23 protein-coding genes are annotated in these 24,224 nt (G+C 47.4%); 15 read left to right on the top strand and 8 right to left on the bottom strand.

Annotation, left to right across the window (positions count from 1 at the left end):
- Positions 1 to 58 precede the first annotated feature (58 nt).
- The 4 genes from NQ542_RS12220 to NQ542_RS12205 all read left to right on the top strand — a co-directional run bounded on the left by NQ542_RS12220 (position 59) and on the right by NQ542_RS12205 (position 3,276).
- Complete coding sequence (locus NQ542_RS12220) at positions 59 to 793, top strand: NigD1/NigD2 family lipoprotein (protein ID WP_005634261.1); 735 nt, start codon at positions 59 to 61, stop codon at positions 791 to 793.
- A 214-nt stretch (positions 794 to 1,007) separates the two neighbouring features.
- Positions 1,008 to 1,556, top strand: coding sequence for an RNA polymerase sigma factor (locus NQ542_RS12215; protein ID WP_005634259.1), 549 nt, complete (start codon positions 1,008 to 1,010; stop codon positions 1,554 to 1,556).
- A complete protein-coding gene (locus tag NQ542_RS12210) occupies positions 1,549 to 2,100 on the top strand; it encodes a hypothetical protein (protein WP_005634257.1) in 552 nt (183 codons plus the stop codon). The genes NQ542_RS12215 and NQ542_RS12210 overlap by 8 nt, the downstream gene beginning before the upstream one ends.
- A gap of 36 nt (positions 2,101 to 2,136) precedes the next feature.
- Positions 2,137 to 3,276 carry a hypothetical protein gene (locus NQ542_RS12205; protein ID WP_005634255.1) on the top strand — a complete coding sequence of 380 codons (1,140 nt, stop codon included), beginning with the start codon at positions 2,137 to 2,139 and terminating at the stop codon, positions 3,274 to 3,276.
- Between the two features lie 89 nt (positions 3,277 to 3,365).
- Here the strand turns inward: NQ542_RS12205 and NQ542_RS12200 are convergent, their stop codons facing one another.
- Both NQ542_RS12200 and NQ542_RS12195 read right to left on the bottom strand, forming a co-directional pair.
- Positions 3,366 to 4,220 carry a 3-keto-disaccharide hydrolase gene (locus NQ542_RS12200; protein WP_005634251.1) on the bottom strand — a complete coding sequence of 285 codons (855 nt, stop codon included), beginning with the start codon at positions 4,218 to 4,220 and terminating at the stop codon, positions 3,366 to 3,368.
- Between the two features lie 23 nt (positions 4,221 to 4,243).
- Positions 4,244 to 5,716, bottom strand: a complete 1,473-nt coding sequence (locus tag NQ542_RS12195) for a Gfo/Idh/MocA family protein (RefSeq protein WP_005634249.1) — start codon at positions 5,714 to 5,716, stop codon at positions 4,244 to 4,246.
- A 287-nt stretch (positions 5,717 to 6,003) separates the two neighbouring features.
- Between NQ542_RS12195 and NQ542_RS12190 the strand changes: the two genes are divergently transcribed.
- The 5 genes from NQ542_RS12190 (at position 6,004) to NQ542_RS12170 (ending at position 10,636) form a co-directional block, all read left to right on the top strand.
- On the top strand, positions 6,004 to 6,231 hold the full coding sequence (locus NQ542_RS12190) for a DUF4492 domain-containing protein (RefSeq protein ID WP_036723905.1): 228 nt from the start codon (positions 6,004 to 6,006) through the stop codon (positions 6,229 to 6,231).
- A gap of 12 nt (positions 6,232 to 6,243) precedes the next feature.
- On the top strand, positions 6,244 to 7,794 hold the full coding sequence (locus NQ542_RS12185) for a cytochrome ubiquinol oxidase subunit I (RefSeq protein WP_005634245.1): 1,551 nt from the start codon (positions 6,244 to 6,246) through the stop codon (positions 7,792 to 7,794).
- Between the two features lie 33 nt (positions 7,795 to 7,827).
- Positions 7,828 to 8,982, top strand: coding sequence for a cytochrome d ubiquinol oxidase subunit II (locus NQ542_RS12180; protein WP_005649502.1), 1,155 nt, complete (start codon positions 7,828 to 7,830; stop codon positions 8,980 to 8,982).
- A 283-nt stretch (positions 8,983 to 9,265) separates the two neighbouring features.
- Positions 9,266 to 10,180 (top strand): ribonuclease Z, encoded by a 915-nt coding sequence (locus tag NQ542_RS12175; protein ID WP_039849703.1) that lies wholly within the window; start codon positions 9,266 to 9,268, stop codon positions 10,178 to 10,180.
- A gap of 126 nt (positions 10,181 to 10,306) precedes the next feature.
- A complete protein-coding gene (locus tag NQ542_RS12170; protein WP_036657975.1) occupies positions 10,307 to 10,636 on the top strand; it encodes a T9SS type A sorting domain-containing protein in 330 nt (109 codons plus the stop codon).
- Positions 10,637 to 10,643: 7 nt separating this feature from the next.
- On the opposite strand, the gene NQ542_RS12165 is transcribed toward NQ542_RS12170, so the two are convergent.
- The gene (locus tag NQ542_RS12165) at positions 10,644 to 10,991 is read right to left on the bottom strand and encodes a hypothetical protein (RefSeq protein WP_005634235.1); all 348 of its coding nucleotides are present in this window, start codon (positions 10,989 to 10,991) and stop codon (positions 10,644 to 10,646) included.
- Positions 10,992 to 11,006: 15 nt separating this feature from the next.
- Positions 11,007 to 11,507, bottom strand: coding sequence for a glucosaminidase domain-containing protein (locus tag NQ542_RS12160; protein WP_005634233.1), 501 nt, complete (start codon positions 11,505 to 11,507; stop codon positions 11,007 to 11,009).
- Between the two features lie 73 nt (positions 11,508 to 11,580).
- On the opposite strand from NQ542_RS12160, the gene NQ542_RS12155 reads away from it, so the two are divergent.
- Positions 11,581 to 11,805: a DUF4248 domain-containing protein gene (locus NQ542_RS12155; protein WP_005634231.1), complete on the top strand. Its 225-nt coding sequence runs from the start codon at positions 11,581 to 11,583 to the stop codon at positions 11,803 to 11,805.
- Positions 11,806 to 11,893: 88 nt separating this feature from the next.
- On the opposite strand, the gene NQ542_RS12150 is transcribed toward NQ542_RS12155, so the two are convergent.
- From NQ542_RS12150 to NQ542_RS12135, 4 genes are all read right to left on the bottom strand, one after another.
- Positions 11,894 to 12,340 carry an HU family DNA-binding protein gene (locus tag NQ542_RS12150; RefSeq protein ID WP_005634228.1) on the bottom strand — a complete coding sequence of 149 codons (447 nt, stop codon included), beginning with the start codon at positions 12,338 to 12,340 and terminating at the stop codon, positions 11,894 to 11,896.
- 309 nt (positions 12,341 to 12,649) lie between these two features.
- Complete coding sequence (locus NQ542_RS12145) at positions 12,650 to 14,917, bottom strand: DUF3987 domain-containing protein (RefSeq protein WP_005634221.1); 2,268 nt, start codon at positions 14,915 to 14,917, stop codon at positions 12,650 to 12,652.
- A 185-nt stretch (positions 14,918 to 15,102) separates the two neighbouring features.
- Entirely contained in the window at positions 15,103 to 15,438 is a 336-nt protein-coding gene (locus tag NQ542_RS12140) for a hypothetical protein (protein ID WP_005634219.1), read from the bottom strand.
- A gap of 361 nt (positions 15,439 to 15,799) precedes the next feature.
- A complete protein-coding gene (locus NQ542_RS12135) occupies positions 15,800 to 18,982 on the bottom strand; it encodes a DUF6383 domain-containing protein (RefSeq protein ID WP_005634215.1) in 3,183 nt (1,060 codons plus the stop codon).
- A gap of 693 nt (positions 18,983 to 19,675) precedes the next feature.
- Here NQ542_RS12135 and NQ542_RS12130 point away from each other — a divergent pair.
- The 5 genes from NQ542_RS12130 to NQ542_RS12110 all read left to right on the top strand — a co-directional run bounded on the left by NQ542_RS12130 (position 19,676) and on the right by NQ542_RS12110 (position 24,215).
- The gene (locus NQ542_RS12130; protein WP_005634211.1) at positions 19,676 to 19,984 is read left to right on the top strand and encodes a putative toxin-antitoxin system toxin component, PIN family; all 309 of its coding nucleotides are present in this window, start codon (positions 19,676 to 19,678) and stop codon (positions 19,982 to 19,984) included.
- A 189-nt stretch (positions 19,985 to 20,173) separates the two neighbouring features.
- Positions 20,174 to 20,938: a ParA family protein gene (locus NQ542_RS12125; RefSeq protein WP_005634208.1), complete on the top strand. Its 765-nt coding sequence runs from the start codon at positions 20,174 to 20,176 to the stop codon at positions 20,936 to 20,938.
- Between the two features lie 79 nt (positions 20,939 to 21,017).
- Positions 21,018 to 21,905 (top strand): ParB/RepB/Spo0J family partition protein, encoded by an 888-nt coding sequence (locus NQ542_RS12120; protein ID WP_005634207.1) that lies wholly within the window; start codon positions 21,018 to 21,020, stop codon positions 21,903 to 21,905.
- A complete protein-coding gene (locus tag NQ542_RS12115) occupies positions 21,902 to 22,660 on the top strand; it encodes a DUF5683 domain-containing protein (RefSeq protein WP_005634205.1) in 759 nt (252 codons plus the stop codon). Before NQ542_RS12120 ends, NQ542_RS12115 begins: the two co-directional genes overlap by 4 nt.
- Before the next feature lie 4 nt (positions 22,661 to 22,664).
- On the top strand, positions 22,665 to 24,215 hold the full coding sequence (locus tag NQ542_RS12110; protein ID WP_005634203.1) for a lytic transglycosylase domain-containing protein: 1,551 nt from the start codon (positions 22,665 to 22,667) through the stop codon (positions 24,213 to 24,215).
- Positions 24,216 to 24,224: the final 9 nt, after the last annotated feature.

The raw sequence follows: 24,224 nt of genomic DNA, 5'->3' as shown, positions 1-24,224 counted from the left end.
GCAGAGTGTTTATCATCTTCCTTTTTAGAAAGAAAAATAAACAAATTAGATACATGTTATGAAGACGTTGAAAAGTTTTATGCTATTGGTTGGAATCTTGTTAGGTTCTACAGTTTTTTATTCATGTTTGGATGATGACGACGCTTACAGCGAATTTTGGAGAGATAGTGTCCAGGCTATTGTAACGGTAAAACCATTGAGTGATAATTCTTACTATATGCAGCTCGACGACAGTACGACGCTGTTCCCGACAAACTCATATGTGCCTGAGAATTTGAAAGAAATTCGTGCGTTCGTTATATATAAGAACGACGAGAAGAAGACTGAAGGCTATGATCAGTCTGTTCAATTGTTAAGAATGGATACCCTTCTGACCAAACCGATCGCTCCTGACCTGGGATCGGAAAATGATTCCTATTACGGAACGGATATGCTGGCCTTGAATGGCGGTAGCATTTGGTCTAAGAACGGAGTGTGGATCGAGGACGGATATATCACGTTCGATTTCTATATTCAAAGAGGTTACAACGACAATGTCAAGCATTTCCTGAACCTGGTACAGACAAACAGTGCCGATCCGTATGAATTGGAGTTCCGTCATAACGCTTATGGCAATATCGATTCGTCCCTCAGACCTTCGGCCGGCTTGGTGTCTTTCAAGCTGGATAAGTTGCCGAGTACGGAAGGCAAGACGGTGAAGTTGAAGATCAAATATAAATCTTTCGCCTCGAACGACTATAATACCGTCGAGTTGGATTACAAATCAAAAGATACGGGAGATACAGAAGAATAATAACCTTCCCACATAACTTTTATTTTTATCATTTAGTTCAGAGAGAGAGGCATCGGGATGATGCCTTTCTTTTTGTGTACCCTATAGCTTTTGATGTAAAAGATTATAGGCTTTTTCTTGGAAAGCTATAGATCCTTTTCAGGTATGTGCTATCTTTTTTGCTTTTTCTTGCCGGAAAGATGCAACGTTTCTCCGGATACCCTCGTTTATATATATGAAAATGGAAGAAACAAATGTACATCTGATCGAGGAGTGCCGGCGTGGTAACCGGACTGCACAGCTCGCCCTTTACAAGCAATTTGCACAGCGGCTGTATGTCGCCTGTCTGCGTATTGTCGGCAACGTGCCGGAGGCGGAGGAGGCGATGCAGGATTCTTTCCTGAAAATATTCACCCGCCTGGACCAGTATCGGGATGGACAATGTTTCGAAGCATGGATGCACCGTATAGCTGTTCATACAGCCATTGATTACGTGCGCCGACAGACGCCTGACTGGGAAGAGCTCTCGGATGACTACACCGAACCCGACGACGACGGGCCGGATGAGGAAGAAATCCGTTATTCGGTTGCCCAAGTGAAGGAAGCCTGCAAGAAACTGCCGGTCGGCTATCGCGTGATCCTCTCGCTCTACCTCTTTGAGGGATATGATATGGAAGAGATTGCCTCCATCCTGAAGATCCGGCCGTCGAGCGTGCGCAGCCAGTATCTCCGGGCAAAGCGCAAATTATTGGACATAATAGCAGCAAATAAAGAAAATGGATAAACTGAAGAATTTCATAGACACGAACCGGGAAGCATTTGAAGACGACCTGTTACCTGAAGGCCACTTCGAACGCTTCGAGCAGAAGCTGGCTGTTCCGCGCAAAAGTCGGGCTACGTTATATAGCCTTTGCGCTTTTGCCGCGGCAGCTTGCATCGCCCTGCTGTTCCTCTTCAAACTGCCGGGTGGCACGCCTTTGCCTATTCAACCAAGGCAGGTGGTCACAGGCCAGCATGCCTGCGAGGTGAAAGAGGAGATAGAGGAACTTCGTCTCTACTACAATATGCAGATGAGTGATATCATCTCACAGATGCAGGCGATGTACAAACTGCAACGGACTCCCGGAACGGAGGAACTCTTGAAAGAGACAAAACGTGTCCTGACAGACAATTATATGTTCGAAGAAACGGTCCTTCCGACTCTGCCTTGCTCCAATGCCGGCCTTTATGCCATGAACCTGCATTACAGTACCAGCTTGGAAAGTCTCAACATCATGTTGAAACAGATGGAGAATATGGAAGATTTCAACAGGAATAGTAAACAATAAACACGTTAATCAACACATAAAACAATTTATCAACACATGAAAACAGCTTATCAACACACCAAGAAGGGACAATCCTGCTTTTTACGGGCCGGTCTGTTGATGCTCCTGGTTTTGTTTTGCAGCGTATCCGGTTGGGCTGCCAAACAGGAAAGCATCAAGAAAAAGGAAATCAACAAAAGCTTCAATGTCGGTAAAAACGACATCTTGCAAGTTGACAACCGTTACGGAAACATTACGGTTACGCATTGGAGCAAGAGCGAAGTCTCCATCCGTGTCGTGATCGAGGCGAAAGCCCGTAATGACGAAAAGGCGCAGGCTATCATCGACCGTGTCAACATACGGATGGAAAAGATGGGCAATACGGTTTCGGCCGTTACAAGCCTGAGGTCGCAAAACGGGAATGGAGGCTCTAACGAATCCTTCACCATCAACTACTATGTCAATATGCCGTCTGAACTGACGTGCGACCTGACACAGAAGTACGGCAATATCATCATGCCGGAAAACAATAAGGGAAAATGCGATCTGCATGTCAAATACGGCAATCTCAATGGCGGTAATTTCACGGGACCTCTCAGCATCGACGTGCAATATGGCAATATGGATATCTCCGATGTCGACAACGCCACTTTGGACCTGGCCTATTGCGGCAAATCCTCTATCCGCAACGGCTCGCAACTGAATATCGACAGCAAGTACTCCAACCTCAGTCTCGGAAATGTCCGGAAGATGAACACTGAAGCCAAATACGGCGACATCCATATCGACAGGCTGGACAACGGCTATATGGAACTGAAGTACGGAAATTGCAAGATCGACGAGCTGAAACAGGGCATCACCGTCGACGAACTGAGCTACAGCACGCTTACCATCAAGGATCTTGCCAGCAACTTCGATAAGGTCAATGTGGATGCCCGCTACGGTAATCTGAACATTTATATCGATGTGAACGCCTCCTTCCGTGTCGTTGCCAACAATATGAAATACGGCAATTGCAAGGTTCAAGGCGGCTTCAGTATCCAACGTCGTAACCAGGACGAAAACTCGGTCGGTTTCGATAGCCGCGATGACCAAAGGAACAAAAACAACTACACCCTCGATGTCAACAACGGTAAAAACGGCCGTATCAATTTCGAAGGAAACAGTTATAGCAACATAAAGGTGATGGCAAAATAATCCCTGCCGCCCTGTATCGGACAAATGAAAGAAGCCCCGGTATCCAAGCGATACCGGGGCTTTCTTATTTTGATAAAAGGAACGACTGCTTAGTCAAGTTCTTTGATAGTGATGTTACGATACCAAACGTCGTCTCCGTGGTCCTGGAAACCGATGAAACCTTCTTTGTTTTCACCACCGCAGTTCAGCAACAGTTCGTAAGCCAACGGCCATTTGTCTTTGCTGAATTTGCTGTTATCCAACATTTCCTTCCACTGCTGTGTCCACAAATGATATTCAACAACCGGTTCATCGTTCTGATAGTGAACTACCGTACCTTTGTAGCACATGATCTTGCCTTTGTTCCATTCACCGAACGGTTTAGAGTTCTGAGGCTTAGCCGGGATCATGTCATACAAGGAAGCAGACTGGCGGTTGCCGTCTTTACCCAACTTGGCGTCCGGATGGTTTGCATTGTCGAGTACCTGATATTCAGGAGCAGAGATATAAGAAGGCTGTCCTTCGACTTCCTGGATCATATACAGTACGCCGGAGTTTGAACCTTTACCTACTTTCCATTCGAATTCAAATTCATAGTTTTTGAATTTGTGAGCGAAAACCAAGTCGCCACCATCTTTAGCACCAGCTTCACCTGCACCGGATCCTTTGATATGGATCGTACCGTCTACCACTTCCCAGGCAGCAGGCACATCCGTACGGCCGTAGCCTCTCCATCCATTGAAAGATTTACCGTCGAACAAAGTGACTTTGCCATCGGCATCTTTCGGGAAAGTAGACAGGTCGACAGTAGGCAGATCGTTCATGAGTTTGTATTCAGGAACGGCAGCTTCTGTCTTTGCCTCTTCTGCAGGAGCAGCAGCTTCTTCTGTTTTTTTACCACCGCTACAAGATGTGAAATAACACATCATAATTGCGGCACTTGCTAATAATACTGACTTTTTCATTCTATTTATTTGTTTAAAACTAATTATCTCGGCATATCAGGCAACTTCCAGCCCTGACGATAGTTATGCTTGATCATTTCGGCAGCATACTGTTTTGCATTGACAGGATCTGTCCAGTCTTTTGCAAATGACGGGTGTCCGTCCTTGATTGTGAAACCATCCTTGATACAAGTCTTGATCATTTCGTTATCGCCGATGTTGGTGAACTGCATGTTGTTGCCGTCCCATTTCAATGTACGGTGCAAACCTTGCAGGCGGACTGCCAATACCCCCATCACGATCATTTCGTTGAACGGACCAGCTTCCAAGAAGTTTGATTTTGTCTGTACGCGGTTAGATGCACTTTCTTTACAAGCACGAACCCAGTCCATTTCATGGTTCTTGACGCGACGGCATACTTTTGGTGCGTTAGGAACACGACCGGACAGCAAGAACGGTTGTTGGCCGTAGCAACCGCAAACCAACGTATCTTTTGTTCCGTGGAAGATTGTCAAACCACCACCAGGCCCCATCAGTTCTTTACCCTCAGGGAAGCCTTCCGGGCGGTTCGGCATCATACCGCCGTCATACCAGTGCACTTCTACTTCCGGCATAGCCAGTTTTGGCATGTTTTCACGAGCCGGGAAAATGAATTTAACGTGCTGTGCGTTAGGCGCGCAATCACGGAGCAATAGGGTAGAGGAGGCTTCAACGCTTGTAGGATAGCCTAATTTCAATGCTTTAAATGCAGTGTGCATAATGTGGCAGGCCATATCGCCTAAGGCTCCTGTACCGTATGTCCACCATCCGCGCCAGTTCCAAGGGTGGTAGATTTTGTTGAACGGTTTCAATTCTGCCGGACCGGTAAACAAATCCCAGTTCAGGGTAGAAGGAATCTTGTCTGCTTTTTCCGGAGTATTCAAACCCTGCGGCCAGATAGGACGGTCTGTAGCACATTCTACTTTTGTGATGTCACCGATTTCACCGTTCCAGATCCATTCGCAAACCAAGTCGGTTCCTTCAGCAGAAGAACCTTGGTTACCCATCTGGGTTGCTACATTAGTAGAAGCTGCCAACTTGGTCAGCAAACGAGATTCGTATACTGAATGGGTCAACGGTTTTTGACAGTATACGTGTTTGCCTAATGTCATGGCATCAGCCGTGATCATGGCATGAGTATGATCGGCAGTTGCGATGATGACAGCATCGATGGATTTACCCATTTCGTCATACATCTTACGATAATCCCAATATTTTTTTGCATTCGGATGTTCTTCAAAAGTGCCTTTTGCATACTTCCAGTCAACATCGCAGAGCGCTACGATATTTTCTGTGTTCTTTACATTATTAATGTTGGCATGTCCCATACCGCCGATACCGACAGCGGCAATGTTCAACTTATCAGTCGGAGCTACATATCCGTGAGATTTTCCCAGGATGGAACCCGGAACGATTGAGAAAGCTGCAGCAGCTGCGGCTCCTCTTTGAAGAAATGATCTTCTTGAAATGTTCGACATAGTAATAATTTTTTATAGATTAGCACTTAATTATAATATTCGATGTGATTTCTTGTCTTATAAAAACACAAACTGGCACAAATATAGCCAATGCAGAAGTAACGGCAAGTCTTCCTTTCGGCTTTCTTCTTTAAAATAGTTTTTTTTAACAGAGGTTATAGATAAAGTCTATTTTTCCATAAATAATATCTATGCTTTTAGGGGAAAACATTTTGACGCTTTCCCTATATTTGTATAGAAAGAAAACTTATTCATCCAATCTCTTGTTATTAAAGTACGATACCGATATGAAAAGGGAGCCTGTATACATACGAATATATCATTTTTATCTGGAAGGATTTCGCGAAATGAAGCTGGGTAAGACGTTGTGGCTAATCATATTGGTCAAGCTCTTCATCATGTTTTTTATCTTAAAACTGTTTTTCTTTCCTAATTATTTAGGAAAGTTGGATGGAGATTCGGCTAAGGAAGAACACGTTTCGGGTGAATTGATCAATAGAGCAATTACTCCTTAAATTATATAATTTATGATCGCAAGCATTGACACATCTTTGATTGACTGGTCAAGAGCGCAATTCGCTCTCACTGCCATGTATCATTGGCTGTTCGTGCCCCTGACACTGGGGCTCGGCGTTATACAGGCCATCATGGAGACCATCTATTACAAAACAGGTAACGAGTTCTGGAAAAAGACAGCGCAGTTCTGGATGAAACTGTTTGGTATTAACTTCGCTATCGGTGTTGCCACCGGGCTGATCCTCGAATTCGAATTCGGAACGAACTGGTCTAACTACAGTTGGTTTGTAGGAGACATCTTCGGAGCTCCCCTTGCTATCGAAGGAATTCTGGCGTTCTTTATGGAAGCGACTTTTATAGCCGTGATGTTTTTCGGTTGGGACAAGGTGAGCAAACGCTTCCACTTGGCTTCCACCTGGCTGACGATCATAGGAGCAACTCTTTCCGCCCTTTGGATCCTGATCGCCAATGCGTGGATGCAATATCCGGTAGGTATGCATTTTAATCCGGACACTGTGCGCAACGAGATGTTCGATTTCTGGGCGGTGGCCTTATCTCCTGTCGCCATCAACAAATTCTTCCATACCGTACTTTCCGGATGGATCGTGGGAGCCGTCTTCGTGATGGGTGTCAGCAGTTGGTATCTGTTGAAAAAGCGGGAGACGGAGTTCTCGCTCGAAAGCATCAAGGTCGGTGCGGTTTTCGGACTGGTCGCTTCCATACTTATTGTATGGACGGGTGATGGTTCGGCTTACCAGGTCGCCCAGAAACAGCCGATGAAGTTGGCTGCGATGGAGGGCTTGTACGAAGGGGGCAACGGAACAGGTCTGGTTGCCATCGGCCTGCTGAATCCCGACAAGACGAGTTATAAAGATAATGTAAATCCTTTCATCTTCGATATCAAGATTCCGAAACTGCTCTCCTTCCTTGCCGAACGCGATGTGGATGCATACGTTCCCGGCATCGTCAACCTGATAGAAGGCGGTTATACGACCAATAAAGGAACGGTTGCCCTTTCTGCTGCCGAGAAGATCGAGAAGGGGAGGATTGCCATCCAAGCTCTTGCTGATTATCGCAAGGCGGTAAAGGACAAAGACCAGGTGGCTGCGGAGCAAGCCCGTAGCCTGTTGGACGAGAACTTCGCTTATTTCGGATACGGGTACATTAAAGATCCTGCCGACCTGGTTCCTCATGTCGGCCTCACTTTCTATTCATTCCGCGTCATGGTGCTCCTGGGCGGATATTTTATTCTGCTATTCATCGTTGCTTTGATCTGGAGCAAAAAGAACAAGTTTGCCGATGCCCGCTGGTTGCAATGGGCGAGCCTGTGGACGATTCCTTTGGCCTACATCGCCGGGCAGGCGGGGTGGATCGTGGCCGAAGTGGGACGTCAGCCGTGGGCTATCCAGGACATCCTGCCGACAGGCGCATCCGTGTCCAAGCTGGCCACTTCATCGGTACAGACGACCTTCTTCGTCTTCCTGTTTCTCTTTACCGTCCTGCTTATCGCGGAGATAGGCATTATGGTGAAGGCGATCAAGAAAGGGCCTTCGGTGAATTAAGAATTATGAATTAAGAATTAAGAAATGAGTGTTATGGATAGTACATATATATTGTTACAGCATTACTGGTGGTTCCTTGTTTCCCTCTTAGGAGCGCTATTGGTTTTCTTGCTTTTCGTACAAGGCGGACAGTCCTTGCTTTTCACGATCGGCAAAACAGAATTGCAACAAAAGATGTTGCTGAACTCGACCGGACGCAAATGGGAGTTTACGTTTACGACCCTGGTCACTTTCGGAGGTGCGTTCTTCGCCTCTTTCCCGTTATTCTATTCGACCAGTTTCGGCGGAGCCTACTGGGTGTGGATGCTGATACTGGCTTGCTTCGTTCTGCAGGCCGTATCGTATGAATACCAGTCGAAGAAGGGGAATCTCCTGGGCAAAAAGACGTATCAGGTATTCCTGCTGCTGAACGGCATCTTGGGCCCGATCCTGTTGGGTACGGCTGTCGGTACGTTTTTTAGCGGAGCCGAGTTTGTCGTCAACAAAGGACAGCTGACCGATGTCGCGATGCCGGTGATCTCCACCTGGGCGACCCCCTGGCACGGACTTGAGGCTGCTTTCGTGTTCTGGAACGTATGTCTCGGACTGGCGGTGTTCTTCCTGGCACGCATCCAGGCATTGCTTTATTTCATCAACAATATCGACGATGCCGAGATCGTGAAACGCAGCCGCAAGCATTTGGTGATCGAAACGGCGCTGTTCCTTGTCTTCTTCCTTGTCTTCCTGGTGCATCTGTTGCTTGCCGACGGGTTTGCCGTCGATCCGGAGACAAAAGAGGTGTATATGCAGCCCTATAAATACTTTATGAACCTGGTCGAGATGCCTGCCGTACCGGTCGTGCTCTTGGTGGGGGTGGCAGGTGTGTTGTATGGCATCGTCCGCACGATCTTGTCGGATACATGGAAAAAAGGCATCTGGTTCAGCGGGGCAGGTACGGTGCTCACGGTGCTGGCGCTGCTGCTTTGCGCCGGTTGGAACAATACGGCTTATTATCCTTCGGTAGCCGACCTGCAAAGTTCGCTGACGATCGGCAACAGTTGCTCCAGTCCGTTCACATTGGAAGTGATGAGTTATGTCTCCATCCTCGTGCCTTTCGTCCTGGGCTATATTTTCTATGCCTGGCGTGCGTTGGATCTGCGGAAGATCAGCGGGGAGGAAATGCAGGAGAAAGACACGCATGCCTATTGATGCGATGCTACAGGCTGGTCCCATAAAACAAAGGAAACGGCGAAGCTCACGCTTGGCCGTTTCTACATTTAACCGTTTTAAACAAAAAGAAAAAGTTAGTTAAGGCTTAGATGAAAATATCTTAAGTCTTTTCTACTGACTCTAAATAGCTTCCATAAGGACAGCAAACAAATATATGGAATACCTGTGACCCTCGGAACAATCTCCCCGCTTTTTTTGTTATTTTTCACAGTACGCCAATGCTTTTGTATTATCTTTACACCCGAATTATCCGAAGGACCTTATGGCAGAATTTAACATAAACATATTGGGATGCGGTTCGGCGTTACCTACCACGCGGCATCTGGCAACATCACAGATCGTAGATTTACGAGACAAATTGTATATGATTGATTGTGGGGAAGGTACCCAAGTGCAGATGCGGCGGATGCGCGTCCGTTTCGGCCGTCTCGCCCATATCTTCATCTCTCATTTGCATGGCGACCACTGCTTCGGTCTGCCGGGACTGATCTCCACGCTCGGCATGCTGGGACGCACCGGCGAGCTGGTCGTGCACGGTCCGAAGGAGGTCGAGACTTACCTGCGTCCCGTGATGGATTTGTTCTGCCGGGGCATGGAGTTCGAAGTGCGTTTCAATCCTGTCGATACCCGCAGCCATTCGTTGGTGATGGAAGACCGTTCGCTGTCGGTCTACTCCATCCCGCTGAAGCACCGGATTCCCACCTGCGGCTATCTCTTTGCCGAGAAACCGAAGGAGGCGCATATCATCCGCGAGATGACGGATTTCTATCAGGTTCCCGTCCGTTGCATGAAAGATATCAAGCAGGGGCAGGACTATGTCACGCCCGAAGGCGAGGTCGTTCCCAATTCCCGCCTGACGCGTCCGGCTACTCCTCCCAAGCGTTATGCGTTCTGTTCCGATACGGCCTATAACCGCTCGATCATCCCGATTATCGAAGGGGCGGACCTGCTCTATCATGAAGCGACTTTTGCCGAATGCGATCTCGCGCGTGCCAAAGAAACCTTCCATTCCACCGCACGCCAGGCAGCGGAGATCGCCCGCGACGCCCATGTGAAACGCCTCGTCATCGGCCACTATTCCGCCCGCTACGAAGACCTGTCCGAACTTCACCGGGAAGCCGAAGCGGTATTCCCCGGCACGATATTGGGGAATGAAGGAACAGTGATACCGGTTTAATCGAAAAAGAGGTGCCGTAGGAAGGTGTGTCGAAACATGGAATGGCCGTCGATCATTAATAATACAGAACTTTGTGTATTATCCCAAAAAATATTCCTACATTTGTACGATCTTAGGGTTTGGTATATGAAGGTATTGATTACATTCGTTTTGTTGCTGGCTGCATGGGCCGGTTGTCCGCTTGAGGTGATGGCACAACAAGCGAATACGACCGTGTCCCGGACGACCGTCGCCAAAGACAAAGAACCGGATTCGGTTGAGATCAGCGCCTATGATAACAAGATCGTCGTCGAGAATGCTCCGGCCGGTAGCAAGCTCGAAGTCTACAGCGTGGTAGGCATCCGGGTGAAAGAGATACCGATGAAGCAACCCTCCGGCGAATATACGGTGGACCTTGCCAAGGGTTACTACATCGTCCGCATCGGCGACACGGTCCGTAAAGTGTCCATCCGCTAACACCCGTTCAGGCTCCCCATAAAGACATCCCCGTCGCGTATGCAATCAGCGCCCATCCCACGAAGGAGGAGGCTTGTCCCGTGCCGTTTGTCCGTACTCCGAGAGTGTCAAGAGGGCTCCTATACATCCCAGCACCACCTCTGAACGGTCCGCCCACAGGGCCATTATCCCGAGGGCGGCCAGATACAATGCCAATGCTGTCCGAAGGCGTATCGTCCGGCACATCGTCCGGCAACTTGCCCGGTATCGGGCGAGGCGGCTTTTCATTCTTCTCATCCGTTTTCTTCTTTTTCAGGTTCAACAAGAAGCCCAACAAGGCTCTGATAAATTCAAGGATTTGTTTTAGTTTGTTCATGATGGGATTTATGAATTATGATTTATGATTTAATTGTCCATTGTTCATTGTCCATTGAAACAGTTCCAGTTGTTTCCCGATCTCTGCTTCGAGCGCGATGATGTTGCGGCGGTAGAGGTCGCGGTTGTCACCGTTTTGTTCGCTGATATAGGGGCTGTAGGCGATCTCCTTGGCGTAGGCTTCGGGCTGGAAGCTGAAATGGTAGGCGCGGGGATAGGCGGAACGGATCAGGCGGGCGAAGTCGAGGAAAGAGAGGTGTGTGGCTTCGTAATGCCTGAAATGGTGCGTGCCGTAGGCCGTCTCGAACGTGGCCCGCTGTCCGTGCCAATACGCGTTGGAAGCGCCATACCCCATCAGTCCGAAGAAATTATGATGTTCCGTCGCAAGCATGGAGGTTCCCCATCCGCTTTCGAGCGCACCCTGTGCGAGGATGATCCTGGCGTTCATGCCGAACAGCTTTTCCGCTTCGGCGGCAGCCTCCCGGCAAGTATGTAAAAAGTTGATCTTTTTATCCATTATATATCGGTATTTATTTGTATTTCAGATTGATAATGACTATATTTACATATTATAATCAAGAAGAAAAACGATGGAAAATTCACTGAATCAAAACAAAGTATGGGGATGGGGCGAACTGGCCCTGATGTACTTCCCGAATATCTCGCAGAAGAGCGCGACCATGCAATTGTTGAAATGGATACGCGTCAGCGACGAGCTGGTCGGTCAACTGGAAAAATCGGGCTGGCATCCGGGCAAGAAATACCTCACCCCCAGACAAAAGGATTACATTGTGGGACATCTCGGAGAACCCTGAAGAGTTGAAAGTTGAAAGGTGAAAGTTGAAAGTGATGCTTCGCGTTCGTACAAATAACTTTCAACTTTCAACTCTCAACTTTCACCTCTCAAAGTTCTCCCGGGCGCTCATCTTCGCCCCCTGCGCTGCCCTCGTCCGGAGCACCGGAAGCGATCTTCTCGAACGTGTAGTTCTTGATCGCATCTTTCAGCAGCTTGCCGGGGCGGAAGACGATGCGGCGGCTTTTGATAAGCGCATGGCTGAACTCCTTCTCGGTCAGCGTGCCGGTGCTGCCGAACTGCAACTGGAAGCTGCCGAGCTCGCCTACTTTGACAACTTCGCCTTTGCCGAGGTTGCGGCGCATCACGTTGACCAATTCGTCGAGGATCAGTTTCACATCGCCCGAAGAGGCGGTGGACTGGGCCGAGATCAGGTCGCACAATTCATACACGTCGCACGTGCCGGTCGTATTGGCACTGGCGTAATACAGTTTCGAACCTTCGGCAGCATCTTTGCGCATGTCTTTGCGCAGGACCAATTTGTACTTTGCTGGCATAACATTAGGATTTTTAGGTAAAACATTTGTTTCTTAATCACATAACAAAGATACAACCGCCCCCGTCGTCCCTGCGGAATGTGGCGGAACGGTGTGGCAAGAGGGGGAGGAGAGGGGCAAAACGGGGAAAGCCGGGGAAAGCCGGCAAGTATGCTTGGCTTTGAAATAAAAAAAACTATACCCCACAGGGCAAAACCCTATACCTTTTTTCCGTGGAAGCTATGGCTTTTGGGGGGAAAAGGTATAGGGTTTTTCTCTTTCTGAAATCGGCTGCGGAGGGAAAAGGACAATTTGACCGCGATATTTTCCCTACACTTTTTGGGGGGTGACGGGCTTGTTTTTCTGATACTCACCGTGGCTTATTCTCTTGATGAACAGAGGGTTCAGCTTATAAATGAGGCGTCTGACCAGCCTTTTGTCCATCCCTTCCGCCTCACCGATGGTGTAAGCTTCAGCCAGGGTGAAGCGCTCCGGCAATTTCTCCAGCAGGATGCGTCCCTTGCGGGGGCAGGACAGTTCGGGAGCGCTTTCGTTGTGGCGCAGCTGTGTCAGGAGCAGGCGGCTGTGTTCGAGGCAAGTCTCGACGATGGCGAGCGCAGCCTTGAAATGCTCTTCGGTGCAATACTGCGAGTCCATCCCGTAGCCCTCCTTGCCGCATCGGGTGGCGGTGAAGATCATGCAGAGGCGGAAGGCGATCAGCCCGTGGCGTTTGATGACGCTGAGAAACTCCTCGTCGCCGAACAGGTCCGCTTCATGCAGCCATTTCTTGAAACACTGGTTCAGCCGGGCCCACTGCGACAGCGTCAGGCATACCTGCAACGGGCGCCGGCGAAGCGTCTTGGCGATGTTCATCAGTTGTTCGGAGAGTTCCGACAGCTTCTTCGGCATATCCATCTTGTCGCCTTCGGGCGAGACATCCTGCCAGACCGCCTCGCTGCGGCACGTATAGAGCAGCAGGCGGCTCAGGAGTCCGCTCTCGCTGTCGGGGATCAGGCGGGAGAACTGTCCCGGTGTCCCGGAGAGCAGCAGGGCGAGCCGTGGAGAGTCGATGCGGATCATCTCGTTGTCCGTCTTGCGCGACGAAGAGACCGGTTCGTGATGGAACGCCTTGCGGAGCAAGTCGTCAAACATCCCGTAGTCCTGTTTGCTGGCCGATAGGATCGTGTCGATTTCGCTGTCAGCCATCAGCCCGCCGATGTTGCCGTTGTCGCGCAGGTGGACAAGCATCTTGGCTTTGGTGACCTGCGTCGGGATGTTGAGGTAGGCCTTGGCGGCAGGTTTCGGAGCATCCTTTACCACGACGGAGCGGTGCTTCTGGTGTGCCTCCGCCTTCTTCTGCTCCCATTCTTCCAGGGCTTGCAGATATTCGGCTTCGGCCTGTCCTGTTTCCGTCTTGATCAGTTCTTCGTACAAGTCGGCCAGATGGCGCATGTCGTTGATGCACCCCTTGCCGTTGGCCGCGGGAGCCACCTCGACGGTGAAAATGTGGGGGAACACCCGTTTGCGGTGATATTTGCCGGACACTTCGGGGAGGCAGGCGCTTGCCACCGTGCATGCTCCGAGGAGCGCCATGTCGCGCTCGCGGTGCTGGGGATAGAAGGCGACCGCCTCGCGGAACAGATCGGGAAGCCATCCGTACACCTCGTCGGGAATGAGCGGGGTCCGCTCGCGCAGGACTTCGCCGCTTGTCTCGATTTCTTCCGTCTCTAAGGGATGTCGGGTTTTGAAAACTGTAGGGGAAATTTCGCGGTCAATTTGTCCTTTTGCTCCGCCATAGGTCGCATGCTCGTTCATATTTCCTTGATAAGCAGAATGTAACGCCTGTTCGATCTCTGTCGCCGTGAAGTCTGCCGCTTGCAGGCGCAGCGTGCAGCATGCGGCTGTTTCGGTGTACGAAAAGCCCCTCCGGTTCGCCTCGCAGCCGAGGCGGTAGACCGTCTGGTTACGCGCTCCTGCCAGCGGCGGGATGCGGTCGAGGAAACGTGCGACAAACGCGTCGACACCCTTTTCGGCCGACTGCTTTTCGGGGATGTGGAAGACTTCCGCGTCCGGATTGTAGTACGCCTCCCCGTCGTCGCCCACGTAGCAGCAACGGCTGATGTCCTTGCACTTGGCATCGCTTGCCACACCGCCTGCCTTCTCGAAGAAGGCGGCGACAAGGGGATAGGCTTCGCCGTGGCGTTCCGCCGGGCAGTCTACGCGTACGAAGACCTTCAGCCCTTCTCCGCCGGGACTGACGAACATCGCCAGCGTGGAGCTCAGCGCCCGGAAGGCGAGGATCAGTGCCGGCAGGTCTTTCACATGGTCGAAATCCAGTCCGACGACCTGGCTGTATGTTTCGATCGCACTCGCCTTATGTCCGCCCTTGAATACCCCCGAAGGGGTGAACCCCGGCAATCCGCCCTTCAGCTTCCGGGCTTCTTCGGCACGCCCTTCCGCTAGTGCGGTGCGGTAGGCGAGGATCTCATTTTTCCAGCGGCGGCGCCGGATCAGGATGATGATTTCTTCAAGAGTTAAGACTTTGCACTCTGTCCGGAACAGGCTGGCGTAAAAAGATACATGTACTTGTTTTTCCATGATATTATTAATTTAAGGCAAAATGGATTGCCGGTTTGTTTATGCGACAAAGGTAAGCTTATCCCAGTGTGCAGGCAACTATGCCAAAAGCGGATTTTTGAAATATATAATACTGGTTGTTAGGTGTATATGAATTTTGTTTTTGACGGAGCATATTGCTTTTTAACATTTTTATTTAGAATAAATTAACTGTTTGTCCGTTCTCTCTTCTCTTTTGAATAATAATAGGTGGCCAACGTCTTGACCACGACGCTGAAGTTGAAGATGACCTGCATGGCCTTGAATAGCCCGGCTGCCTTTTCCGTGTTTTTCTCAAATTCAGGGAGGTAGCGTATTCCGCTGAAATACTCGGCAAGTGTGCGTGCGTCGTCTACCTTTATCTGTATTTCTTCGATCCCTCCGACCTTTTGGAGCAGTTTGCGTATGCGTCCTTGGCAGGCGCGGATGGCGTCGGTCGTGTAACGTGTCGTTTTGACTCCCTCTATCTGTTTAGACTTGAGGATTTCCAGGCGGGTGTACAATTCTGCTATTTCTTGTGCTTCTTTTGAAAGCTTCTGTTTTTTTTCATGATGAATTTTTTATAAGATGGATAATATAAATGATGATTATCATCTGTTTTTAATAAATAACGAAGCCCCGGCAGTTTTCGTACTGCCGGGGCTTGTTTTTTTGTATGCCTTCGTCCTTCGCAGGGGAAAGGCAACTTGAACTTTAATTTCAATATACTTTAGTATTATTAATATTAAATCCGGTTGCTTGTTCGCCTCTCGCAGGTTAGTTGCCGTTTTACGGTACGCAACCGAAGAATTATTTGATTATAAAATGTCATTTGTATAAGGGTGGTCTAATAACCACCCTTACGATAGTATTGTTCAGTCTCGATTACTTGATGATAGCTTTAACAGCTTCTTCACCTTCAACAGCTACAACTACTACACCTGCCGGAGCAGCGATTGTTGCATTGTCAGAAGTGATAACCGTGTTAGCTACAACCTGGCCTAAGATGTTGCTTACAACAACTTTCTTACCGGCAGCACCAGCGATCGTTACGTTGCCTTCGCCAGCGATAACTGTTACTTCAGATGTGGCGATCTCTTCGTTGTCGGTAGCCATATCGTCAGCAGAACCCTTTTCGATGTTGAAGATAAGAGCGTTGTCACCGCCTGTCTTTGCTTCTTCGAATTCAGATTCTTCAGGATCAGATAATACCAAGCAGTTGTTCTGGTTCTTCAACCATGCTGCTTTTGACGGAGCGATGTCTTTGTTACCTTTGTTAGATTCGATCAAGAATGCGCGATCTTCTTCAACTTCGTTAGCAGCCTTGGCCGGATCGATGTAACGGAATGACCAAGTATAGTTGTGGTGCTTGTCTTCCTTAACAGCAACCTTCAGATTGATGCCTTTGACAACTTTCTTAATGTCTTCCATGCTCAAGTCTTTAGTTGCAACGTTTTCGAAATGTTCACCCAAGATATACAGAACGCTATCCTGTTCAACGGCATCAACAAAACCTACGCGATGGTATTTACCGAAGTGATACAGTTCTTCACCCTTGACAACATCCTTGGCTTCTGCAGAGTCAGCGAAGCTTACCAACAGTTTGTAACGGTTGAAACCAGGAACGGCAGGAGTTGCATGGATACAATCTTCCGGACCGCAAGGTTCACCATTGGCATTCATATGCTTGTGGTTGGTTGCGTCACAAGGTTTTCCTTCAGTTCCTTTGTTTTCTGTTTCACTTACATATACCAAATACTGCGGCTTAATCTGATACTGAGCAGATTTTCCGATATTGAACGGACGGACATTGAATGACAGACCTGCTTTGGCAATATTCTTTGCTCCAATGCCTAAATAGTCCATATCTTCACGCATGAAGTTCTTGTTGGTTTCATCCATCAGATAATCGCCGACATAAGCTTCTTTGAACTTCAACAGTTTAGTAGCATCTTCGTTACCTTCTACGGCTCCATCCAATTCAACGTGGTTGAAACGACGATACAGAGGTTGGTCAGCCAAACCGATTCTGAAAGCAGAAGTTCTTACTTCTTCAATAACCTGTTCCTGAAGTAAAGCTTTCAAGCTCTGGTCTGCAACACCTAATTTGTTGTTGAAAGAAAGAACATTTCCTTTCGTGTCTTTCTCTACATCGTCTGCATCGATAAATGCATAGTAGCAACCCTTTTCTGTTTCGTTGTTTTCTTTGAAGTAGAATGTAGCCGGAGCTAAGTTCTCTGTCAAGACATAGCGGTTTTCTTTGCCGACAGCGATCATGTTCTTACCAGCTTTGATCTGATAAGTAGCTCTTTCAAGCTGAGCCAGACCTTCGATTCTTGCCTGTACTGTTGCATCTACTGTGTAACCGTAAGCTACAGTCTTGTTGTTATTTTGCTTAACCAGTTCAAAGAAAGTAGCTTCTTCCTGCAATGCGTTCAAAGTTGTGTCTCCTTCAACCTGTGCGATGTATTTGTCCATTGTGTACGGGTTGAAGTAGTTGAATGCATAGTTTGTGATCATCAATTCATCATCAGTCAAATATTTGTATCCTAAATATTTGTCACCCAAAATGTTTTTGTCTGTAATCTTTGTGATGACCAAAGAGTCGGAAGACAAAGCCTTGCAATAATACAGTTTAGAACCTTCTGCCTGAGTCAACTGCCAAGAAGCACCGTTTTTCAGAACCTTGTCCGTTGTATTATAAGCCGGGTTCTTCAATGACGGATATTCACGGTTTGTAACATTTACCGGAGAAGTAGACAAGAAATATTCAGAAGTCTTAGTCTTCAAAACAACCCACTGGTAAGCCGGCATGTGCATTACGTTCTGTTCTGCTTTATCAACAGTTACCCATTCTGAAGCTGCACCATCAACATGGATCGGAGATGCCAGATATTTGTTAGTTTCTGCATTCTGGATTACATACAGACCGTCTTCCAAAGAAACCTTGTCTGTACCAGCCTGAACACAACCGGTGAAGCCTAAAGTGATATCTGTTTCTTTTACGTCAGCGATAGTTACGATACGAATTTCATCTGCTTTAACCAGGTCTTGAATTGTAACATAGTTTTTAGCAGTTTTATTATTTGCGATAATCGTTTTGTTTCCTGCTGTAGTTAACGCTTGCTTCCAATCTTTAACAGATGCGCTTAAGCGAGTTGCCTGCTTAACTTGGATTACCAAAGAGTCGTGAGACGGGAAATAAGTAAACAAGAACTTACCTTGATCAGCTAAATCCTTACTCAAAGTCTTTTTGTAATTAAATGCCAAGAACTTATCGCTGTTTTTATTTGTATATGCTGTATCGACATGCAGATACTGGTTATCAGCTTTTCTTGTTACATAAACAAAAGATCCGTCCTTAGTATCTTTAGCGATGAAAGCGACATCACTGAACGGGTTTTCCAAAGATGTGTTGTTGCGATCCGGATTGAATGTCAATTTAACGCCGTTAGCTGCATCCTGAATACCTAATTTAGTGTTGATTTGCTTTGCATTCAAAGCGATTCCGTCAGCTTCTACCAAAGTGAATGTGGCAAATTTAGCTCCTGAAATATCAGTGGCCTTACCACCAGCTTTCTTCAAACGTACATTAGTGCCCTCTAAAACTAAGCCGACAACAGAGTCTTCTTGGAAATAAGAATACAGCGGTCTGTTAGTTTCCAAAGCATTAGCATATGTTCCAGAGAATGCCCAGCCTGCAATTTCACCTCCAACCAATGAGTTCTTGGTTGTTTGCATTGCATTTTTAGCGAAATCATCCATTGTTACAGACAATAAAGCTTCAGCACCTTTGTTTACGAAGTCATAAATAGGAGCTTTTCCTTGATTTTCAACAGTAACAGTTGTGCACCACAATGTGCTTGCAACGTTATCTGCTGTAACATTATCAACTGTAACCAGTTCTCCCTTCGGATTCACTGCCAAGTAGAGGTTACCACGAGTCTTCAATTGATACAGTCCATCATTTGTTCCTTCAATTAAAGAGGGAACATTGTTTCCTGCAAAAGCACTTGTTGCCCCAAACAGTGCAACTCCTGCTAAAAGAGTAGAAAACTTTTTGTTCATAATTCTAAAATGTTTAATTAATAAATAGTATATCTGTTTGTTTCTTCTATGTACTCAAACCTCTTGTTTTACAAGAGTTAACCAAAATCCTGTATAATGACTAATGAAAACGTACGTTTTAATTAGTCATTTTTTGGGAGTAGTCGGAAGGCTTCGTATCGGAAAGTCGGTTTTTTGTACGCGTTAAGCTATCTAATTGATAAGAAAGAATATAGAAAAGGAAAATTTATTGGGAGAAAGGATTGCAGGTTTAAAAAGTAGTTGTATTTTTGTAGCTGAAAAGTGGCGAAAAAAAACGTACGTTTTCATTAGCCATTCTGAAAACAGTCTCTATCTTTTTTATCCCCAATCACTTATAAACATAAAAACGCTCTAAAATAAGGCTGAAATCCATTTTTTATATAATGTACATATGTACCTAAATATAATTGTGTAAGTCCAAGTTTATCAATAATATACATGATATTTTCAATCTGCCGGCCTCTATTGCTATAATAGCCTGAATTTGCCGTTTTCTGGAAAAAGCCATTTCGTATCGTTCCACTGTTGTTAACAAAATCTAAGTGTAAGCAAGGTGGAATATACAAGTGGCTCATAAGAATAGTTCCTTGCTTGAAAAGTTGAACAATATAAAAAGATAGCTGCTGTATTTTGATGGTAGAGTTTTGAGTGTATGTTTGTATCTTTGTGAAAATGGAATATGTGTGCAAAGAATTGATAGGGGAATATAAAGCCGTGGTTCAAAGACCAAAGCTGAAAAAGTATATTGGAGAGAAAGATGTTCTTGATACATTAGAATTGATGAGTTTGTATTGTTTTTGTGTTGATATAGAAAAACCGGCGGTATCTCCTATCAGAGATGTAAAAGATTTATATTTGTTGTCATTAGCCGATACGATTCCTGCCGACTATATCATATCGGGCGATAAGGATTTGCTTGTGTTAGGTAAGCACAATGAAACACGTATCTTGGATTATAACTCTTTTCTTTCTTTATTATAGGATTCGTTATCATTCCTAAAAAATACCCACCATCGCGCTCATTTGAAACAAGTTATTGAATATTCTGTTTATATTTGCAAGTTATCAACAGATAAGGTGACTTTTCAACAAAACAGGCATTGTTTTGGATAAACTGATTTGTGTTAGGTTTTTAATGTTTAGTTTTGCCCCCGAATAAATAGACAAAGTATGGGAAAGATTATCGCTTTAGCAAATCAGAAAGGTGGGGTAGGTAAGACTACCACAACGATTAATCTGGCTGCATCGCTGGCGGCACTTGAGAAAAAGGTGCTGGTGGTCGATGCGGATCCGCAGGCTAACGCTTCGTCGGGACTGGGCGTGGATATCCGCAGCGTGGAGCAGTCGATCTACGAATGTGTGGTGAACGGCGACGATCCGAAAGGTGCGATTACCAATACGGAAGTGGAGGGACTGGATATTATCCCCTCGCATATCGACTTGGTAGGCGCGGAGATTGAAATGCTGAACATGGAGAACCGGGAGCAGATATTGAAACAAATACTGGTCCCGCTGAAAGAACGGTACGATTATATCCTGATCGACTGTTCTCCCTCTTTGGGGCTGATCACGGTCAATGCCTTGACGGCAGCCGATTCGGTGATGATACCCGTGCAATGTGAGTATTTTGCGTTGGAAGGGATCAGTAAACTGTTGAATACGATAAAGATTATCAAATCGAAGCTGAATCCCGCTTTGGAAATCGAAGGCTTCCTGCTGACCATGTATGACTCGCGTCTCCGTCTGGCCAACCAGATATACGAAGAAGTGAAACGTCCGTTCCGGGACCTGGTTTTCACGACCGTTATTCAGCGTAATGTCAAATTAAGCGAAGCTTCCAGCTACGGCAAACCCGTGCTGCTTTACGATGCCGAGTCGAAGGGAGCTTTGAATCACATGCAGCTTGCACAAGAGCTGATAGATAAAAACAAATAGATTTATGATGTATGATGTATGATTTGTTTGTCTTTTCAAATCATACATCATACATCATAAATCATAAATTCGAAAGTTTATGGTAATGAAAAGATCGGCTCTTGGCCGCGGATTGGATGCTTTGATAACGATGGATGACCTGAAAACGGGCGGTTCGTCGTCTATTAGTGAAATAGAGCTGAGTAAGATTCAGCCCAATCCGGATCAACCCCGTTCTGTTTTTGAAGAAGAGACGCTTGAAGAACTGGCCGTTTCTATCCGTTCATTGGGTGTCATTCAGCCGATTACGTTGAAAGAAACGGGAACGGATAAATATATGATTATCTCTGGCGAACGTCGGTATCGCGCTTCCCTGATGGCTGGCTTGGAACGTATCCCCGCCTATATCAAAACCGCAGCAGACGAGAATGTCGTCGAGATGGCTCTGATCGAGAATATCCAGCGCGAAGATCTGAACTCGATAGAAATAGCCTTGGCTTACCAGAAGTTGATCGACAGTTACGGCCTGACGCAGGAAAAGCTGAGCGAGCGTGTCGGCAAGAAGCGGGCGACGATTGCCAATTATCTCCGCCTTTTGAAGCTCCCAGCCGAGATACAGGTGGGGCTGAAGGATAAGAAGATCGATATGGGGCACGCACGTGCACTGCTCCCTGTCGAGGACCCGGAAGTGCAGTTGGCTCTTTACGAACAGATATTGGCGGATGGACTGTCTGTCCGTAACGTCGAAGAAATAGTACGCGGCGGAGTGGATGCGGCAGCTCTCGAACAGGCCAGGAAGGAAAAGCCTGCCCAGCGGAAACCGAAACTTCCTGAGGAGTTCAACTTGCTGAAGGACCATCTGTCCAGTTTCTTTAATACGAAGGTCCAATTGGTATGCAACGAAAAAGGAAAAGGTAAAATAACGATCCCCTTTGCATCTGAAGATGAATTGGAAAAACTGATCGGCTTGTTGGATAAGTTGAAATGAGAAACTGGAAAGCAATTTTGTGGATAATAGCCCTCCTGTGCGGTTCGGTATGGACCGGCCATGCGCAGAGGACGATAACGGCAAAGCAGGATACGGTGATATCTTCCGATTCGGCCGTAACGGCTGTGGTTCCCGGAGAAACGGCCAAGGCCGATTCGACAGTGAAGGCTGTGCTTTCGGCTGCCGACTCGCTTCCCCAACCGAAGGTGAAGCTGAAGGAGTTCAAACCCGATCCTAACAAAGCGTTGCTGTATGCCTTGGTGCCGGGTCTGGGACAGATATATAACAGGAAGTATTGGAAGCTCCCGTTGGTATATGGGGCCTTTATGGGCTGTATGTATGCCATCACTTGGAACAATAAGAATTATAAGGACTATTCGACTGCCTACTTCGATATCATGGAGGATTACCAAAAGGTATTGGCGGCAGAGAAGGATGGACAAAAGTATGAGGGACCTTGGCAGGAGAGTTGGACGATCTTTGTCAGAAACGGTGAGGAGAGCACGTATGTCTCGAATGCACAGTTCCAGGAAAACCTGAAGCGCCGGAAAGATTATTTCCGCCGTTACAGGGATTTGAGCATTATCATTACGGTCGGGGTATATGCGATCAGTATTATCGATGCGTATGTGGATGCCCAACTGTTCGACTTTGACATTTCTCCGGACCTGAGTCTGCACTGGTCGCCGGAGGTAACCCCGAAGACCCGCTATACGCCGGGCTCGTATGGATTGAATTGCAGTTTTAAGTTCTGACATCATGAATAAAAACCTACTTATTCTATTCTGCCTGTTTAGCCTGATGCAGGTCTCCCGCGCACAAGACCCTATATTCGGCGAACCGCAGCATTCGACATTATCGGCAGACTCGCTCTCTGACGTAGTGGGCTTGATACCTGAAAGTCTCGATGCAAACGTGGATAGTTTGCTCCATTCCTGGCATGTGCAATACTTTTCGAAAGTGGATGAGTATTGTCACGATGATGCGGAGAATGTCTATTTTCCCGATTCGGTCTACGAAGAACGCTTGGAACGTCTGCCGAGTGTGATCCGTTTGCCTTACAACGAGGTGGTGAGGGATTGCATCGACCTGTATGCCGGACGCAAGCGTGACCTGGTACGCTATATGTTGGGTATGGCGGATTTCTATTTCCCCATTATCGAACAGGTGCTCGACAAGCATAACCTGCCTTTGGAACTGAAGTATCTGGCTGTCGTCGAAAGTGCCCTGAATCCGGTTGCCCTTTCGCGTGTGGGGGCTTGCGGGTTATGGCAATTCATGCTTCCGACCGGCAAGATATATGGTTTGGAGATCAACAGCCTGTTGGATGAACGGCGTGATCCGGAGAAGGCGACAGAGGCGGCCTGTAAGTATTTTGAAGATATGTACGCCATCTATGGCGACTGGAACCTGGTGCTGGCTTCCTATAACTGTGGTCCGGGCAATGTGAACAAGGCGATCCGCCGTTCCGGAGGAAAGACCGATTTTTGGGAGATCTTCCGCTACTTGCCTCGTGAAACCCGTTCGTATGTACCGTTGTTTATCGCAGCCAATTATATCATGAATTACTATTGCGATCATAATATTTGCCCGATGCAGACCAGTCTGCCGTTGGCGACCGATACGGTTATGGTGAACAGCATGCTTCACCTGCAACAGGTTTCCGATGTGCTGGGGATCGACATCGAACAGCTTCGTGCGCTCAACCCGCAATATAAACGGGATATCATTCCGGGAAATACGGAACCTTCCGTATTGAAACTTCCGGCATCGCAGACTTATGCGTTTGTCGACAAGGAGGATTCGGTCTATACGCATCGTATAGAGGAGTTGCTGGCCAACTGCATACCGGTCAACGCTGCCGACGGATCAAAGAATCTTACGCTTGAGAAAATTACCCATGTGGTAGCCTCCGGTGAGAATATCTATACCATCGCGAACCGCTACGGCGTTACTCCGAAGGATATCCGTAAGTGGAACGGACTCGGTTCCAACCGTGTTGCCAAAGGTCGCCGTTTGCGTCTGCACGTCGATAACGGAGGTGTCGCATTTGCTTCCGCCAAGACAAAGAAGACCGAAAAGGACGTGGCTGTCAAAGCGGGACAGAAAGCAACCCCTGTCGTTACCAAGAGCAACCAGACAGCCCGCGTTTCAGGCAAAAGTTTGACTTATAAAGTACAGTCCGGCGATTCCCTTTATTCCATTGCCAAGAAGTATCCGGGAGTTTCTACAGACGACTTGCAGAGGGCCAACGGGCTGACCAGTGCCGATATCCGGCCGGGCCAGGTCTTGAAAATCCCGGTCGTTTGACTTTTTCTG

This window comes from Parabacteroides merdae ATCC 43184 (assembly GCF_025151215.1).
In the GTDB taxonomy this organism is placed as follows: Bacteria; Bacteroidota; Bacteroidia; order Bacteroidales; family Tannerellaceae; genus Parabacteroides; species Parabacteroides merdae.
This window is presented reverse-complemented; position numbering and strand designations above follow the sequence as displayed.